17 protein-coding genes are annotated in these 14,926 nt (G+C 73.3%); 13 read left to right on the top strand and 4 right to left on the bottom strand.

All coding sequences use genetic code 11. The annotated features are described in order from the left end of the window. Positions 1–25: 25 nt before the first annotated feature. Positions 26–856 carry an arylamine N-acetyltransferase gene (locus ACHBTE_RS04560; protein ID WP_394722049.1) on the bottom strand — a complete coding sequence of 277 codons (831 nt, stop codon included), beginning with the start codon at positions 854–856 and terminating at the stop codon, positions 26–28. 71 nt (positions 857–927) lie between these two features. Further along, a complete protein-coding gene (locus ACHBTE_RS04555; RefSeq protein WP_394722048.1) occupies positions 928–2,136 on the bottom strand; it encodes a PLP-dependent aminotransferase family protein in 1,209 nt (402 codons plus the stop codon). A gap of 292 nt (positions 2,137–2,428) precedes the next feature. Here ACHBTE_RS04555 and ACHBTE_RS04550 point away from each other — a divergent pair, with 292 nt between their 5' ends. Then, the gene (locus ACHBTE_RS04550) at positions 2,429–2,638 is read left to right on the top strand and encodes a hypothetical protein (protein WP_394722047.1); all 210 of its coding nucleotides are present in this window, start codon (positions 2,429–2,431) and stop codon (positions 2,636–2,638) included. Between the two features lie 394 nt (positions 2,639–3,032). On the opposite strand, the gene hemB is transcribed toward ACHBTE_RS04550, so the two are convergent. Beyond that, positions 3,033–4,031 carry a porphobilinogen synthase gene (gene hemB, locus ACHBTE_RS04545; protein WP_394722046.1) on the bottom strand — a complete coding sequence of 333 codons (999 nt, stop codon included), beginning with the start codon at positions 4,029–4,031 and terminating at the stop codon, positions 3,033–3,035. 261 nt (positions 4,032–4,292) lie between these two features. Between hemB and ACHBTE_RS04540 the strand changes: the two genes are divergently transcribed. Next, positions 4,293–5,684, top strand: coding sequence for an FAD-binding oxidoreductase (locus tag ACHBTE_RS04540; protein WP_394722045.1), 1,392 nt, complete (start codon positions 4,293–4,295; stop codon positions 5,682–5,684). A gap of 648 nt (positions 5,685–6,332) precedes the next feature. Here ACHBTE_RS04540 and ACHBTE_RS04535 read toward each other — a convergent pair. Further along, complete coding sequence (locus tag ACHBTE_RS04535) at positions 6,333–7,307, bottom strand: LuxR C-terminal-related transcriptional regulator (protein ID WP_394722043.1); 975 nt, start codon at positions 7,305–7,307, stop codon at positions 6,333–6,335. A gap of 279 nt (positions 7,308–7,586) precedes the next feature. Here ACHBTE_RS04535 and ACHBTE_RS04530 point away from each other — a divergent pair, with 279 nt between their 5' ends. From ACHBTE_RS04530 to ACHBTE_RS04480, 11 genes are all read left to right on the top strand, one after another. Then, a complete protein-coding gene (locus tag ACHBTE_RS04530) occupies positions 7,587–7,883 on the top strand; it encodes a hypothetical protein (RefSeq protein ID WP_394722041.1) in 297 nt (98 codons plus the stop codon). Positions 7,884–8,137: 254 nt separating this feature from the next. Then, a complete protein-coding gene (locus tag ACHBTE_RS04525) occupies positions 8,138–9,100 on the top strand; it encodes an LLM class flavin-dependent oxidoreductase (RefSeq protein ID WP_394722039.1) in 963 nt (320 codons plus the stop codon). A gap of 79 nt (positions 9,101–9,179) precedes the next feature. Continuing rightward, a complete protein-coding gene (mpaB, locus tag ACHBTE_RS04520; protein WP_394722038.1) occupies positions 9,180–10,217 on the top strand; it encodes a daptide biosynthesis RiPP recognition protein in 1,038 nt (345 codons plus the stop codon). After that, on the top strand, positions 10,214–11,020 hold the full coding sequence (mpaM, locus tag ACHBTE_RS04515; RefSeq protein WP_394722036.1) for a daptide-type RiPP biosynthesis methyltransferase: 807 nt from the start codon (positions 10,214–10,216) through the stop codon (positions 11,018–11,020). Before mpaB ends, mpaM begins: the two co-directional genes overlap by 4 nt. Continuing rightward, a complete protein-coding gene (mpaD, locus tag ACHBTE_RS04510; protein WP_394722034.1) occupies positions 11,017–12,285 on the top strand; it encodes a daptide-type RiPP biosynthesis aminotransferase in 1,269 nt (422 codons plus the stop codon). Before mpaM ends, mpaD begins: the two co-directional genes overlap by 4 nt. Before the next feature lie 28 nt (positions 12,286–12,313). Next, on the top strand, positions 12,314–12,481 hold the full coding sequence (locus ACHBTE_RS04505) for a daptide-type RiPP (RefSeq protein WP_394722033.1): 168 nt from the start codon (positions 12,314–12,316) through the stop codon (positions 12,479–12,481). Positions 12,482–12,669: 188 nt separating this feature from the next. Next, the gene (gene mpaC, locus ACHBTE_RS04500; RefSeq protein WP_394722032.1) at positions 12,670–13,989 is read left to right on the top strand and encodes a daptide-type RiPP biosynthesis dehydogenase; all 1,320 of its coding nucleotides are present in this window, start codon (positions 12,670–12,672) and stop codon (positions 13,987–13,989) included. Positions 13,990–14,049: 60 nt separating this feature from the next. After that, complete coding sequence (locus tag ACHBTE_RS04495) at positions 14,050–14,211, top strand: daptide-type RiPP (RefSeq protein ID WP_394722031.1); 162 nt, start codon at positions 14,050–14,052, stop codon at positions 14,209–14,211. Positions 14,212–14,281: 70 nt separating this feature from the next. Further along, positions 14,282–14,443 carry a daptide-type RiPP gene (locus tag ACHBTE_RS04490; RefSeq protein ID WP_394722030.1) on the top strand — a complete coding sequence of 54 codons (162 nt, stop codon included), beginning with the start codon at positions 14,282–14,284 and terminating at the stop codon, positions 14,441–14,443. Between the two features lie 89 nt (positions 14,444–14,532). Further along, entirely contained in the window at positions 14,533–14,697 is a 165-nt protein-coding gene (locus tag ACHBTE_RS04485) for a daptide-type RiPP (protein WP_394722029.1), read from the top strand. Between the two features lie 50 nt (positions 14,698–14,747). Next, positions 14,748–14,912, top strand: coding sequence for a daptide-type RiPP (locus tag ACHBTE_RS04480; protein WP_394722028.1), 165 nt, complete (start codon positions 14,748–14,750; stop codon positions 14,910–14,912). The last annotated feature ends 14 nt before the right edge of the window (positions 14,913–14,926 follow it).

The raw sequence follows: 14,926 nt of genomic DNA, 5'->3' as shown, positions 1-14,926 counted from the left end.
TGGGGGGCCCGATGCCCAGGAGGCGCTAGGGCAGCAGTCGCATCCCGTCCGGCACATCGATGCCGAACTCCTCGTCCAGCAGGCGCCGCGCCTCCGCCTCCCCGCCCACCTCCCGCTCGACGACGGTCCCGTCGGCCCTGGTCTCCGTGAGGATCCGGCCGTCGAGCAGGAGGTGCCGTCCGCCCCGGACACTCTGCACGTAGGCCCGCTGGGTGAAGGGCGAGCGCGGATTGGTGCCGATGTGCCAGTTGATGACGTCGAAGTCGGGCTTCTCGAACGGCTCCAGGGTGAAGGCGTACTGGTCGGCCCAGTCGCCCTTCACCTGGTCGTAGGCCTGGAGCAGCCACAGCTGGAGCGGCCCGTCGTGTGCCGCGTGGACGAGCCGGTGCCGGCGTTCCGCGTCCCGGAACTCGACGCCGGCCGTCAGCGGCACCGCCTCCAGCAGCGCGCCGATCGCGCCGAAACCGACGTCCGCGAGGTACGGCTGCGGATCGCCGGGCGCCTCGACGAGCAGCGCCATATGGGTGCGCGGGCGGCTCTCGACGCGGTCCGCTCCCACGACGACCCGCGCGGCCAGCCGGGTCACCCGGAAGCCCAGCGTCTCCAGCGCGCCCGCGAACAGGGTGTTGTGCTCGTAGCAGTAACCGCCGCGCCGGCTGCGCAGCAACTTGGCCGTCAGATCGGCCGGTTCGAGGGAGGGCGCCGTGCGCCGCAGCGCGTCCAGGTTCTCGAACGGGATGCTCCGCATATGCGCCAGGTGCACGCCCCGCAGCGTCGCCGCGTCGGCCCGCCGCTCCCCCTCCCAACCGATCCGCCGGAGGTATTCGTCGAGGTCGAAGCGCAAGGTGTCGGACATGACCTCACTCTATGAAGATCCGCCCCGGCCCGTTCGCGGTCCCGGGACGGACCCGTCCCGGATAGTCGGTCCTAGGACCGCAGCCCCTGGGCCAGCCGCCGCAGCCCCTCCGCGATCTCCTGCGGCGTCTGCGTCACGAAGCACAACCGCAGCGTCGACCGGTCCGGCTGGCCGGCGTAGAAGGGTGCCCCTGGCACGTAGGCGACCTCGTGCCGCACCACGTCCGCAAGCAGCGCGGTCGTGTCGTACGACTCCGGGAGGCGGGCCCACAGGAACATGCCGCCCTGGGGCCGGTTCCAGGACGAGCCTTCCGGGAGCGCGCCGGCCAGACCGGCCAGCATGGCGTCGCGGCGTTCGCGGTAGACGTCCCGGATGCGGGCGACATGGGCGTCGAGGCCAGGAAGACAGCGGGCGGCGGCGAGTTGGTTGAGGGTCGGGGTGTGCAGATCGGCGGCCTGCTTGGCGACGGCACACGCGCGGCGCAGTTCGGCCGGCGCGCGCAGCCAGCCCAGCCGTATCCCCGGCGCCATCACCTTGGAGAAGGAGCCGAGCAGCACCGTACGGTCCTCGGCGCCCGGGTACGCGGCGATCCAGGGAACCCGCTCGCCCTCGTAGCGGAGTTCGCCGTACGGGTCGTCCTCGACGATCCACACCCCGCGGCGCGCGGCGGCCCGGGCGACGGCCGCCCTGCGCTCGGCGGGCAGGGTCCTGCCGGTCGGGTTCTGGAAGGTGGGGACGGTGTAGAAGAGCTTCGGCCGCTCCCGCAGGACCAGCTCCTCCAGGGCTTGCGGATCGACCCCGTCCGCGTCCGAGGGGACGGCGACGACCCGCGCTCCGGCGAGGCCGAAGGCCTGAAGTGCCGCCAGATAGCAGGGGTCTTCGACGAGGACGGTGTCCCCGGGTTCCAGCAGCGCGGTGGCCAGGAGCGACAGGCCCTGCTGGGAGCCGGTGGTGACGAGGAGGTCGTCGGCGTCGGTGGGCAGGCCCCGCGCCGAGAACCGCGCGGCGAGCCCGGCCCGCAGGCTCGGCTCGCCCTCCGTCGTGGAGTACTGCAACGCCCGCTCCGGCGTCTCGGCGAGCACGTCACGGAAGGCGGCGGCGATGCCCTCCCGGTCGAACAGCTCCGGCGCGGGCAGGCCGCCCGCGAAGTTGATGACCTCGGGGCGGGCGGTGACGGCCAGGATGTCCCGGACGGGCGAGCCGCCGACCACCTGGGTCCGCGCCGCGAGCGGCGGCAGGGCGCCCGAGGCGTGGTGGGGGGCGGGCTCGATGACGGTCATGACACGGCTCCTTCGGCTGCGACGACACGGGGACGGCTCGTGCCGGGCAGCCTAGAGAACTGCATGGCGCCTACAAGCAGGTTTCCGGAATACGGACCCGCCGTCGGCCGAACCGCGTCGCCGGCGCAGTCGGGCGTCCCACGCCGGGCCCTCGGGACGTGGCGTCCCCGCAGGTCAGGGCCCCCACTTCCACCCGGGCGTCCCGAATTCCCGGCCGAAGGTGGCGGCGGGGACAGCTGATCGCTCAGGCTGGGGTCCGACCTCCGCCCCCACCCGAGGAGAGGGCCGCACCATGTCCGCGTCCGCACACCCCCTTCGCGCCCGCGCCCGGCTGCTCGCCGCCACCCTGGTGGCGGTCTCCGCACTCGGGCTCACCGCGTGCGAGGACGGAGAGGGCCTGCGCGATGAAGGACCGTCCTCCTCGACCGCCCCCACGACCACAACGCCACCCCGCCCCACGGCCCCCACTCCGACCCCGCCCCCGGCGCCCGCAGGGCCGTGAACAGGAGCCTTACGGCGGCCTCTTACGCGGGCGGCCGGATCCTGCGCGGACCTCTTACCCGGCGGCCAGATCCAGCGCGGCCCCGCACCCTGCGGCCCGGATCCAGCGCGACCCCTCACCCGACAGGCAGACCCAGCGCGGCTCCATACCCAGCAACCAAACCCGACGCGCGGCATGGCGACCGCGACCTCGCCGGACGCGCCCACGGTCACGGACTCGACGAGCCTCCACACGGCCCGGCCCACCCGGTCGCCGAACCCGCGCGGCCCCGAACCCAGCGGCCCGGATCCAGCGCGACCTCTCACCCGACGGCCGAAGTCCTGATCCGGCCCGTTCCCCTGCGGCCGAGCTTCTGCGCGGCCCGCTACCGTCGGCCGAGGTCCCGCCCGACCCGCTACTGCCGGCCGAGCTTCTGTGCGGCCTCCGTCGCCCAGTAGGTGAGGATGTTGCGGGCGCCGGCGCGCTTGATGCCGGTGAGGGTCTCGAAGATCGCCCGGTCCCGGTCGATCCAGCCCTTCTCGGCGGCGGCCTCGACCATCGAGTACTCGCCGGAGATCTGGTAGGCGGCGACCGGCACGTCCACCGTGTCGGCGACGCGGGCGAGGATGTCGAGGTAGGGCCCGGCCGGCTTGACCATCACCATGTCGGCGCCCTCCTCCAGGTCGAGGGCGAGCTCGCGCAGGGACTCCCGCGCGTTCGCCGGGTCCTGCTGGTACGTCTTGCGGTCGCCCTTCAGCGAGGAGCCGACGGCCTCCCGAAAGGGCCCGTAGAACGCGGAGGCGTACTTGGCGGTGTAGGCGAGGATGGCCACGTCCTCCCGGCCGATCTGGTCGAGGGCGTCCCGGACGACCCCGATCTGCCCGTCCATCATGCCGCTGGGCCCGACGACATGGGCGCCGGCGTCGGCCTGCACCTGGGCCATCTCGGCGTACCGCTCCAGCGTCGCGTCGTTGTCGACACGGCCGTCCGCGTCCAGCACACCGCAGTGCCCGTGGTCGGTGGTCTCGTCCAGGCACAGGTCGGACATGACGAGGAGGTCGTCGCCCACCTCGGCGCGCACGTCCCGGATGGCGACCTGGAGGATCCCGTCCGGGTCGGTCCCGGGCGTACCGAGCGCGTCCTTCTTCTCCTCCTCGGGCACCCCGAAGAGCATGATCCCGGAGATACCGGCCTCGACCGCCTCTGCGGCGGCCTTCTTCAGGCTGTCCCGCGTGTGCTGGACCACGCCCGGCATGGCCTCGATCGGGACCGGCTCACCGACGCCTTCGCGAACGAAGGCCGGGAGGATGAAGTCGGCGGGGTGCAGCCTGGTCTCGGCGACCATGCGCCGCATGGCGGGAGTGGTCCGCAGACGCCGTGGCCGCGCGCCGGGGAAGGATCCGTACGTCGTCATGGCACCTACGCTACGCCCGCCCCGGCGGCACCTTTGCCGACGAGCCGTCGGCACCGGAGCGGGCCGGGCAAGCCCGCATGCGGGCCCCCGGCCACCGGGTCCATCCTGAGGAGGAGACCCGCAAGACCCCCTGGCCCCCGGCCCCCGGCCCCGGCCCCCGCCCGCCCCGCACCCGCCCCGCACCTGAGGACCCCGACGGCCCCGCCCCTCCCGCCCCGCCGCCGCCGTCCCTCCGTACATACGCCCACCGCGGAGGACGCGATGACTGCCACCCACCATCACAACACCCCCGATCTCTTCGCCCTGTCCGATGTGCGCGGCCCGGTGCTGCGCCCGGGCGACGACGGCTACGCGGAGGAGGTCACCGGCTTCAACCTGGCCGCGCTGCGCACTCCCGACGTGGTGGTGGGCGCGACGGGGGTCGACGACGTCGTGTCGGCCCTGCGCTGGGCGTCGGCCACCGGCACCCCGGTCGCGGTCCAGGCGACGGGCCACGGCGCGAACTTCCCCGTCGACCACGGCCTGCTGATCAGCACGGCCCGGATGACGGACGTTCACGTCGATCCGCAACGGCGCCTCGCGACCGTCGCGGCCGGGGCGAAGTGGCGCCAGGTCCTGGACGCCGCCGCGCCGCACGGGCTCGCCGCTTTGTGCGGCACGTCCACGGACACGGGGGCGGTCGGCTACACCCTGGGCGGCGGTCTGCCCGTGCTCGGCCGGACCTACGGCTACGCCAGCGACCGAGTCCTCTCCTTCCAGGTCGTCACGCCCGACGGCACGCTCCACGACAGCGACCCCGACCACGAGCAGGAGCTGTTCTGGGCGCTGCGCGGCGGCAAGGGCAATGTCGGCGTGGTCACCTCCCTCACCTGTGAGCTCCTCCCGGTCCCGACGCTCCTCGGGGGTGGCATCTACTGCCCGGGCGAGCACGCGGAGGCGCTGCTGACCACGTGGGCGCAGTGGACCCGCCGGATCCCCGAGGAGATGTGCAGCGCCTTCACCATGCTGCGGCTGCCCCCCATCCCGCAGATCCCCGAGCCCCTGCGCGGCGGATTCTGGGCCCGGGTCGCGATCGCCTGGACGGGCTCCCCCGCGCAGGGCGAGGAACTCCTGGCCCCGGTCCGCGCGGCGGCGCCGGTGACGGTGGACACCGTGGAGGAGATGCCGTACACGGCCCTGGACCGTATCCACATAGAACCCCAGGACCCGCTGCCCGCGCGGGAGTCCTGCTCCCTGCTCCGCGATCTGACACCCGACGCCATCCGTGCTCTGCTGGACCAGGTGGGCCCGGAGGCCGCCGACTGCCCCCTTCTCGCGGCGGGGCTGCGCCACATGGCCGGCGCCCTGTCCCGTCCCGCCCGGTCGGCGGACGCGATCTGCGCCCGGGACGCCGGGTATCTGCTGGAGGCGGTGGGAGTGATGGCGGCGCCGCCCGCGGCCGAGGCCCTCGAGGCGGCGACGGCCTCCCTGCACACGGCCATGGCCCCTTACGGCACCGGTCGCACCATGGTCAACATCCACGGCACCCCCGGCGACGACGCCGACCGAGCCCGGGCCTGGAGCCCGGAGGTGTACGACCGGCTGTGCAGGGACAAGGCCACCTACGACCCGGCCAACCTGCTCCGCTTCGGCCACACGGTACCCACGACCTGACCGGACCCCGCGACCTGACCTTGCCCGCCGCCCGACCCGGCCCACCGCCCGACCTGCCCCGCGACCTGACCCGGCCCCACCGCCTGACACGGCCGGGCGGCCCGACGCGCGCCCGGTCGTTCCGACGCGGCCCCACGAACTGACACGACCAGACGTCCCGACGCGACCCGGCGGCCCGACACGACCAGACGTTCCCACACCGCCCGGCGGCCCGACCTGCCCCACGACCTGACCCCGCCTGACCAGGCCCGCCACCTGCCCCGGCCCCGCCACCTGACGCGGCCGGGCGGCCCGACGCGCGCCCGGTCGTTCCGACGCGGCCAGACGTGGCGGCGCAGCCCCACGACCTCACACGCCCCGACGTCCCGACCCGACCCGGCGGCCCGACACGACCAGACGTTCCCACACCGCCCGGCGGCCCGACCTGCCCCGCGACCTGACCCCGCCTGACCAGGCCCGCCACCTGCCCCGGCCCCACCGCCTGACACGGCCGGGCGGCCCGACGCGCGCCCGGTCGTTCCGACGCGGCCCCACGAACTGACACGACCAGGCGTCCCGACGCGGCCCGGCGGCCCGACATGGCGCCCGACATCTCGCCGCGGCCCGCCACCCCAATCGTGCCCCGACGCCCGATCCCGCCCCGGTCCCTCAGAACCAGCCCCGCTCCCGGGCCAGCAGCGCGGCCTGGAAGCGGTTGGTCGCCTGGAGGCGGGTCATCAGTGAGGCGACGTGCTTGCGGTACGTGCGTACGGAGATGCCCAGGTCGCGTGCCCCGCTCTCGTCCTTCTCCGCGGCGTACAGGGTGCCGAGGATCCGCCGTTCGATCTCGGTGGGCAGGTCGTCGTCCTGCGCGGGCAGCTCCTGCGCCATCGCCCACATCCGGTCGAAGAGGGTGACGAGGGTGGCGACGAGACCGGGTTCGCGGGTGAGCAGCGCGCCCTTGGCGGTACTGGCCGGGTCGATCGGGGTGAGGGCCGCGGCCCGGTCGCAGATGATCATGCGTTCCAGGGGCTGGTGGGAGATCCGGATCTCCGCCCCCTTGGCCGCGAGCTCCCGCAGATAGGACAGCGTGGTCGGATCGTCCAGCGCGGGTGCCCCCATGAGGGTGCGCATCCGCACCCCGCGGCGCAGGATCCGCAGATCGATGGGGCGCGAGAAGTCCGCGGACTCGGGTGTGATGATGCCGCCGGGGTTGGTGGTCAGGCTCTCCGTGCGGGCGAAGAAGGTGAGTTCGTCGATGACGGCCCGTACGGCCTCCATGCCCTCGATCTGCTGCACGGTAGGCGCCTGGGACGGCGCGGACGGCAGTGCGGTCACCGCCTCCCGCTCCGCGCGCAGCGAGTCCACGATGCCGTCGGCCTCGGCGGCGTCCTCCAACTCGCCCCGCAGCCGGTCGAGCCGGCGTTCGATGAGCCGTTCCACGGCCCGGGCCGGCGGTACCGGCCGCAGCGACCCGGTGTGGGTGCGGGTGGCGATCCCCAGCTCGACGAGCTGGTCGGCGATCTCCCCCGAGACATCCGCGACGGCTTGGCCGGGGTCCGTGGCTGGGTCCCGCAGGAGCCGGCGATAGGCGGCCTCCTCCTCTCTGCCCACTCCGAGGAACTGAAGGCTTGGCTGCGTCATGGACTCCCCCTGCACGACATGGTCATGATCCCGCCACAAGAAATACCTCGGGTCACACCCCTTTCGCCATGGCCGTGCCGCGTCCCGGGTTGCCGGGGGGCGTGCAGGAAACGGCACGAGCGGGGCGCAGCAAGTTGCACGATCCACATCTCGTTTGGGGCTGGTCGCCACGGCAGAGTTGTTCTCGCAAGGAGGCCAGACCGCAAGAGAACGGAACCTCGAGCGGGAACCGGCTCCCTTGCGGACAGCACAGACCATTCGCACTTCAGGGGGAAAGTCATGAACCGCTCTGCTGCCGCCACCAAGTCCGCCGCCGCCCGTCTCGTCCGCACCGGCGCCCGCGCCACCGCGGTCGTGCTCGCCGCCGGCGCACTCGCCCTGACGGCCCAGGGCACCGCCCAGGCCGGCGAGGCCCGGCCCGCGGCCGAGCAGCGGGCGTCGGTCTCCGCCCACCTGGCGCTGCCGGACCTGTCCCGCCTGCCGCACCTGCCCTCGCTCCCGGGCGGCGTCCTGGGCCCGGTCGTCGACGTCCTCAACGGCGACAACCACGACTGGGGAACGCCCCCGCTGCGCTAGGCCGCGGGCGGCCGGCCCACGCACCGCCGAGCCACCAAGTCACCGAGTCGCCGGGTCGCCGAGCCACCAAGCCGTCGAGCCGCCAAGTCCCCGAGGACGGTGCCCGGGCGCCGGGCGCCGGGCGCGCCGGGTCACCGAACCGCCCGTAGCACCGCCCCGCCCGCCCCACGCGCCCCGGCCCCACCCGACACCCCGCCGATACCGCGCCCATCCAGGACCTTCCCTGCCCTCAAACGAGAGAGATATATGCCGCTATGACGGACTATTCGGTTCTTATCCCGTTCGTGCCGCGCCGCCTCGAGCAGACGCTGCCGTTCGCGGGCCTGGTGAACTGGACGCCCGCCGTAAGGCTCTGGCAGGGACAGTCGATGCTCCTGGAGCCCCACCAGACCTTCACCGGGGCGGCCGGAGCAGGGTTTCGCGTCCCGGTCGGCTTCGGGGTCACCCTGATGCCGCTGCGGCACCCCTTCGAGGCTGCCAACCAGGCTCGTTCGGTCGCCCTGGCCACCGGCCACCCGGTGATCGCGGGCTTCGGCCCGGGCGCCCCGGCCTTCCAGGAGAACATGCTGGGCGCGCCGTACGCCAAGCCGCTCGCCGTCGCCCGTCAGTACGTGACGGCCGTACGCCGGCTCCTCGACGGGGAGTTGGTGCGGATGGACGGCCCCGAGTGGAGCTTCCAGGCCCAGCTCGCCCCGGCCGCCGCGCCCCGCGTGGACGTCGGACTGGGCGTCCTGCGGCCGGGCATGGCTCGCCTCGCCGGTGAGGTCGCCGACACCGTCATCACCTGGCTGACCCCGCCCTCCTATCTGCGCGAGGTACTGCTGCCCGCGGTGGAGGAGGGCATGGCCCGGGCCGGCCGCACCGAACGCCCGCGCATCGTCGCGATGGTCCCCGTCGGCCTCCGGCGCGAGGACACCGCGCCCGAACGGCTCGCGCTGGCCAGCAACTTCGCCCACCTCCAGGCCCCGCACTACCTGGACATGCTCAGGCGGGCCGGCGTCGAGGTCGACGGCCAGGACGTGCATGCCGTCGCACGCGGCGCGGTCGACGTGGGCGCCTTCGTCACCGGCGATCTCGACGAGGTCGTCAAACGGCTCGACGAGTACCGGCAGGCCGGTGTCGACGAGATCGTCCTCAACACCACGGGTGTCAACAAGATGTTCGGCACCCAGGAGGCCATCGGCGACCTCACGGAGATCCTCCGCAGCGCCGTCTAGCCCCGCCCGGCCGCTTCACGCCCGCCTCCCAAAGCCTTCCGCCCTTCCCACCCACACAGGACAAGCAGGACAGACAGCCATGGACTCAGCCACGCGCAGACGCGCGAAGGACCACATCATGTCGTGGGGTTCCGGCGGCCGGCGCCCGGCCTCCGTGCCCGAGGGCTCCGTCGCCACGATCGTCCTCGCCGACGCCCGCCACCTCGACGCCGTCACCGCCTCCGGCCTGGCCGGCCCCGGCACCCTCGTCTTCGTGCCCGGCACGGGCGAGGCGAGCGGGAACACGATCCCCTACGGCGGCACTCTCGCCGAGGCCGGCGCGGACTTCGCCCTGGGGGAGGACTTCTATCTCCAGACCCAGGACTACGCCTCCAGCGCGTACATGTCCGTCCTCGGCCCGACCCTGATCCGCGTGTTCGGCATGGAGGACTTCTCCGCCTTCCTCGCCGACGCCGACCGCGCCCTGCACCAGGGTGGCTTCCCCGAGTTCCTGATCACCCCGGCGGTCCTGCTCGCCGACACCGCCGCGCTCGGCGGCACCCTGGACACCGACGGTCCCACCCTGCGGCTGTACGTCGACGCCGAGGGAGGGATCTCCACCTCGCCGTCCGGCTCCCCGCTGGGCACCGTCGGCGACGACCTGGCCACCCTCGCCACCCGCTACGCCCACGTCAACGCCGCCACCGAGGCCCCGTGCGCGGTCAGCCTGGGTGCCGCCGTGCCCGAGGAGGCACGCACCGCGGCCCTCCAGACCCGCCCCTTCCTCGGCCGCTACCTGGCCGCCGTCAAGGCGCTGCGGGCCCTGACCGCCCAGGACGTCGGCGGCCTGAAGGTCTCCGGCTTCGGCAACCGTCTGGCCGCCGCGGTCACCGGCGACGCCGACCTGCGCGACCCGTCGCTGCCGCTGGTCCTGTGGAACCCCGAACAGGCCTATGTCGTCGTCGGCACCCGCGTGTTCGCCGTGGACCACTCCTTCGCCACCGCGGTGGAGGGCCTGATCTCGGGGACCACCGACCACCTTCCCGTCCATGTCCAGGACCAGGTCCGCGCCTTCTTCACCGACCGCGGCCTGCCCCTGGCCACCCCGACCACCCGCATACCGGCAGGTGCCCGATGACCGTCCTCACCCTCCCGCCCGGCCTCGGCGGCGAGCGCATCACCGCCCTCGGCGACCGCGCCCGGCTCTGCGGCCTCTACGACACCCTGGGCGCCCCCGTCTACGACGATCTCGCCGCCGCCGACGGCTTCGAGATCGGTGACATCGTCGCCGCCATCCGCACCGGCATCGAGGGCCCCGTCCTCGACCTGGCAGCCGGAGCCGGCCGCTTCACCTTCCCGCTGCTGGCCACCGGACGCGAGGTCACCGCCCTCGACCTGTCCGCCGACATGCTCGACCTGCTCAAGTCCCGTCTGGCCAGGGCCCCGCGTTCGATGCGGGACCGCTGCACGGTCGTCCAGGGCGACATGTCCACCTTCGACCTGCGCCGCGGCTACGGCCACATCGTGCTCGGCACCACCTCGCTGTCCCTGCTGGACGCCGAGGGCCGGGCCGGCCTGTACCGGTCGGTGGCCGCCCATCTCGTGCCGGGCGGACAGTTCCTGGTCTCGGTGATGGAACGCGCCGACGACGAGGCCCCCACCGAGGTGCACTCCCGGGTGAGCGGCGCGAGCGGGAGGTCGTACGACCTGTACGAGTACTGGCCGGCCGGCGCCGACCACCGCTATGTCACCATCGCCCCCGCCGACGCGCCCGCCGACGGCCCCGTCACCGTGTGCGTCGACGAGGTCGGCACGATGAGCATCGCCGCCATCGAGACCGAACTCGCCGAGGCCGGGCTGACGGTGGCCGGACGCCGCCCGCTGACCGGCATGGGCGACCGGCACCGCGTGACCCTGCTGAAGGCGGTGGCCGCCCGATGAGCAGCGCCCTGTGGCCCTATCTGATCCCGCCGAGCACCCACGGCGACGACGCCAACTGCGCGGTGAGCGCCCGCGGTCACCGCATCACCTTCGCCGACGGCAGCGAGGTCCTCGACGCCGACAGCGGTCTGTGGAACGTGCAGATCGGCTACGGCAACGAGGCGATCGCCGCCGCCGTCACCGAGGCCGCCGTCAACGGCTCGTACCTGCACTCCTTCCGCTTCGAGAACACCTACGCCCGCAAGGCGGCCGACGACCTGCTCCAGGTCTGCGGCCCCGAGCACTACGGCCGGGTCATGCTCGCCGGCGGCGGAGGCGTCGCCAACGACGCCGCGATGAAGCTCGTACGGCACTACCACGCCCTCAAGGGCAGCCCGCAGCGCAACCTCGTGGTGGCCCTGCGCGGCAGCTTCCACGGACTGACCTTCGGCGGCTTCGCCCTCACCGGCGAGGACCTCGGCCAGCGCGTCTACGGTGTCGACCAGCGGCTGATCCGCCATGTCACGCCCAACGACGTGGGCGAGTTGAAGGACCTGATCGCCCGCAGCGGGCGGCAGATCGCGGCCGTGGTCGTCGAGCCGGTCCTCGGCACCGGGACCATCCCGCTGACCGACGACTACCTCGCCGAGCTGGTCCGGCTGCGTGACGAGACCGGGTTCCTGCTGGTCGCCGACGAGGTCGCCACCGGCTTCGGTCGCACCGGCACCTTCTTCGCCTCGCAGACCTGGCCGGGCCGGCCCGACGTCCTGCTCTCCTCCAAGGGCCTGACCAACGGCACCTGTCCCGCCTCGGCGGTGGTCTTCTCGCAGGAGATCGCCGACGCCTTCACCGGTCACGACGCGATCCTCACCCACGCCGAGACCCAGGGCGGCTCCTCGATCCCGGCCGCGGCGATCAGCGCGGCCATCGCCGAGATGCGGCGCCTGGACGCGGTCGTCGCCGGCCGCAGGGTCGCCGCCCGACTGGAAGCGGCCATCGCCGACCTCGTCGAACGGCACCCACTGGTCACCGGCTCCTCGGGCCGGGGCTGCTTCCACACCCTGCACATCGGCGGCCCCGGCGGCCACCGGCTCTCGCCGCCCGGCGTCGCCCACCTCGTGGCCGCGATCCGCAAGGCCGGCGCCATCGTCCACCCGGGCCCCGCGGGCATCCAGCTCGTGCCCAGCCTGACGTACTCCGACGCGGAGGTCGACGAGCTCATGACCTGCGTGGAGTCCGGCCTCAACGCCCTTGTTCCCAGCGCCGCTTCGGCCCCCCGTCACTGACCGCCCCACCCCGCCAAGGAGACCCACCATGAGCAAGCAGACCCCGCAGACCGAGCAGCCCTTCGCCACCGAGGACTTCTCCACCGACGCCACCGAGCTGGAGATGCAGGAACTGGAGGCCCTGGAGTCGCCCGGCTTCTGGACCGGTGTGTCGATCGGCACCGCCGTCAGCGTCTCGGTCGTCGTCGCGACCTGAGCCCGCTCCCCCGACCGACCCCGCCGTACCCCGGCGGCCTCGACCGCCCCCGGCGACCCGGGGGTTCGTACCGGCCGCCAACCCTGCCTCGGCCCCACTTCCGGCAAAGGAATGAGCTGGGCCGAGGCAGGTGAACCCACCGTATCCGACGCAGAGCGACCCAGCGACGCAGAGCAGAAGGAGCTGCCGTGCCCACCGAGACCACCGCCGCCGCGACACGCACCACCCGGCACCGCACCACGCGGCCGGCGAAGGTCCGCAAGGGTGTGATCCGGCCCGCGTTCGTGCCCCCGGCGCCCCCGCTGCGCGGCATCGACGAACTGGCCGGCTGGCTGCGCGAGGACGGCACCCGAGCCGTCACCGTGGTCGCCGACCCGGCGGTCGCCGAGCAGAGCGTGACCAGGGGGGTCCTCGCCCAGGTCGAGAGCGCCGGCATCACCCCGGCTCTCGTCGTCCTGGACGGCCCCACCGGACTGGACGCGGTCGCCGGCCTGGCCGCCCGGCTGGCCCCGGACGAGCTGGTCATAGGCGTCGGCGGCGGCACCACCCTGGACTTCGCCAAGCTGGCGGCCCTGTCCGCCCGCCACCCCGACTTCCCCCGCTATCTCACCGCCCCGCAGCGCAGCGGCTTCCTGGTGCTGCCGGCCGCGCTCGGCACCCGCGCCCGCGTCCTCGCCGTCCCGACCACCCTCGGCACGGGCAGCGAACTCGGCACGGTCGCCTGCTTCGAACGCGACGGCGGCAAACTCCTCGCCACCGGTCCCTGTCTACGGCCCACCGCGGCCCTGTGGGCGCCGGAGGCCACCGAGACCCTGCCCGGCGAGCTGATCGCCGACGGCGTCCTCGAAGCCCTCTTCCGCACGGTGAGCCCGTACGTGGGCGACCCCACCGAACTCCCCGAGCAGGACGCCGAAGTGGAGTCCCTCGCGACCCGGCTGGTCGTCGCCGGGTACGAAGTGGCCGCCCTGCGCGCCGAACAGCGAGCCGTACCCGCCGAACTGCGGCTGCGGATCGCCGAGTCGAGCGGCGAGAGCCAGATCGGCCGGATCAACATCGGCCGCAGCCCGTACGCCGTCAAGTGCTGGGCGATGGCCAACGAGCTGTCGACCACCCTGGACCTGGCCAAGATGCGCACGGTGTCGGCCCTGTGGCCGGTGCTGTGGCGGCACACCCTCGCCGGCGACACCCGGCTGGGCAGCCCCGCCCGCATCCACCGCCTGTGGACACACCTGCGTACGGCGGCCCCCTGGCTGCCCGACGACCCGGCCGCCGGTCTGCTCCGGCTGATGCGCGACTGGCGCGTCGACCGCGAGGTGCGCGCCGACGCCGGCCGGATCGACCGGGCCACCACGCGCATCATGCGCGGCTGGGGAGCGGGCCTGCCCATCCTCGACGAGTTGAGCGCGGCCGATGTGCGCGCGCTCCTCACCGAGGCCACCGAGCCGGCCTCGGGCGCATCTTCCCCCGCCGCCCGAGGCCCCAAGACCCGCACGGACACCGCCCGGTGACCGTGCCGGAAACCCACCGCGGTCCCGGATCCCCCGGGACCCGACCAGAAGGAGAAGCACATGAGCGACAAGAACAACATCGTCGAGACCGAGCTTCAGGACCTCGCCGTCTCCGAGCTGGAGATGCAGGAGCTGGAGACGCTGGAGGCCCCGGGCTGGGCGACCTCCGCGGGCGTCAGCGTCGGCGTCTCGCTGGTCTCCGTGGCCTGGAGCCTCACCTGATCCGCACCGCTGCGGGCGTCGACCACCGGCACATCCACCACCACTCACCGATCCGACAAGGGAGAAAACCATGAGCGAGAACAACATCGTCGAGACCGAACTGCAGTCCGTCGCCGCCGACTCGGAGCTGGAGATGCAGGAGCTGGAGGCCCTGGAGGCCCCGGGCTGGGCGACCTCCGCGGGCGTCAGCGTCGGCATCTCGGTCGTCTCGGTCGCCTTCAGCCTCACCTGATCCGACCTCATCCGGTCCGATCTCAGCTGATCCGACCTCACCTCACCGCACACCCGACGAAACACCCGACGAAACGAAAGGAAGCCGTCATGGCCGACATCAAGCAGGACATCCCCGTCGAGACCGCCGTCGACGCCAACGTCGAGCTGGAGATGCAGGAGCTGGAGGCCCTGGAGGCCCCCGGTTTCTGGACCGGCGTCTCCATCGGTGCCGGCGTCTCCTCCGCGGTCGCCACGTCGATCGCCCTCACCTGATCCCGAACACCACGACCACACCACCACAACTGCGAGTAGGGACAACGGACATGGCTGACATCAAGCAGGACATCCAGGCCGAGACCGCCGTCGACAGCAACGTCGAGCTGGAGATGCAGGAGCTGGAGGCCCTGGAGGCCCCCGGTTTCTGGACCGGCGTCTCCATCGGCGCGGGCGTCTCCTCCGCCGTCGCCACCTCGATCGCCCTCACCTGATCGAGCCCCACCAA

This window comes from Streptomyces sp. M41 (assembly GCF_043673425.1).
Lineage (GTDB): Bacteria > Actinomycetota > Actinomycetes > Streptomycetales > Streptomycetaceae > Streptomyces.
This window is presented reverse-complemented; position numbering and strand designations above follow the sequence as displayed.

Coding starts and splice junctions, on each gene's coding strand:
- mpaD (WP_394722034.1), top strand. CDS start 11,017: ATGAGCAGCGCCCTGTGGCCCTATCTGATCCCGCCGAGCACCCACGGC.
- mpaM (WP_394722036.1), top strand. CDS start 10,214: ATGACCGTCCTCACCCTCCCGCCCGGCCTCGGCGGCGAGCGCATCACC.
- ACHBTE_RS04485 (WP_394722029.1), top strand. CDS start 14,533: ATGGCCGACATCAAGCAGGACATCCCCGTCGAGACCGCCGTCGACGCC.
- hemB (WP_394722046.1), bottom strand. CDS start 4,031: ATGACGACGTACGGATCCTTCCCCGGCGCGCGGCCACGGCGTCTGCGG.
- ACHBTE_RS04480 (WP_394722028.1), top strand. CDS start 14,748: ATGGCTGACATCAAGCAGGACATCCAGGCCGAGACCGCCGTCGACAGC.
- ACHBTE_RS04505 (WP_394722033.1), top strand. CDS start 12,314: ATGAGCAAGCAGACCCCGCAGACCGAGCAGCCCTTCGCCACCGAGGAC.
- ACHBTE_RS04560 (WP_394722049.1), bottom strand. CDS start 856: ATGTCCGACACCTTGCGCTTCGACCTCGACGAATACCTCCGGCGGATC.
- ACHBTE_RS04525 (WP_394722039.1), top strand. CDS start 8,138: ATGACGGACTATTCGGTTCTTATCCCGTTCGTGCCGCGCCGCCTCGAG.
- ACHBTE_RS04540 (WP_394722045.1), top strand. CDS start 4,293: ATGACTGCCACCCACCATCACAACACCCCCGATCTCTTCGCCCTGTCC.
- ACHBTE_RS04555 (WP_394722048.1), bottom strand. CDS start 2,136: ATGACCGTCATCGAGCCCGCCCCCCACCACGCCTCGGGCGCCCTGCCG.
- ACHBTE_RS04490 (WP_394722030.1), top strand. CDS start 14,282: ATGAGCGAGAACAACATCGTCGAGACCGAACTGCAGTCCGTCGCCGCC.
- ACHBTE_RS04535 (WP_394722043.1), bottom strand. CDS start 7,307: ATGACGCAGCCAAGCCTTCAGTTCCTCGGAGTGGGCAGAGAGGAGGAG.
- ACHBTE_RS04495 (WP_394722031.1), top strand. CDS start 14,050: ATGAGCGACAAGAACAACATCGTCGAGACCGAGCTTCAGGACCTCGCC.
- ACHBTE_RS04530 (WP_394722041.1), top strand. CDS start 7,587: ATGAACCGCTCTGCTGCCGCCACCAAGTCCGCCGCCGCCCGTCTCGTC.
- mpaB (WP_394722038.1), top strand. CDS start 9,180: ATGGACTCAGCCACGCGCAGACGCGCGAAGGACCACATCATGTCGTGG.
- ACHBTE_RS04550 (WP_394722047.1), top strand. CDS start 2,429: ATGTCCGCGTCCGCACACCCCCTTCGCGCCCGCGCCCGGCTGCTCGCC.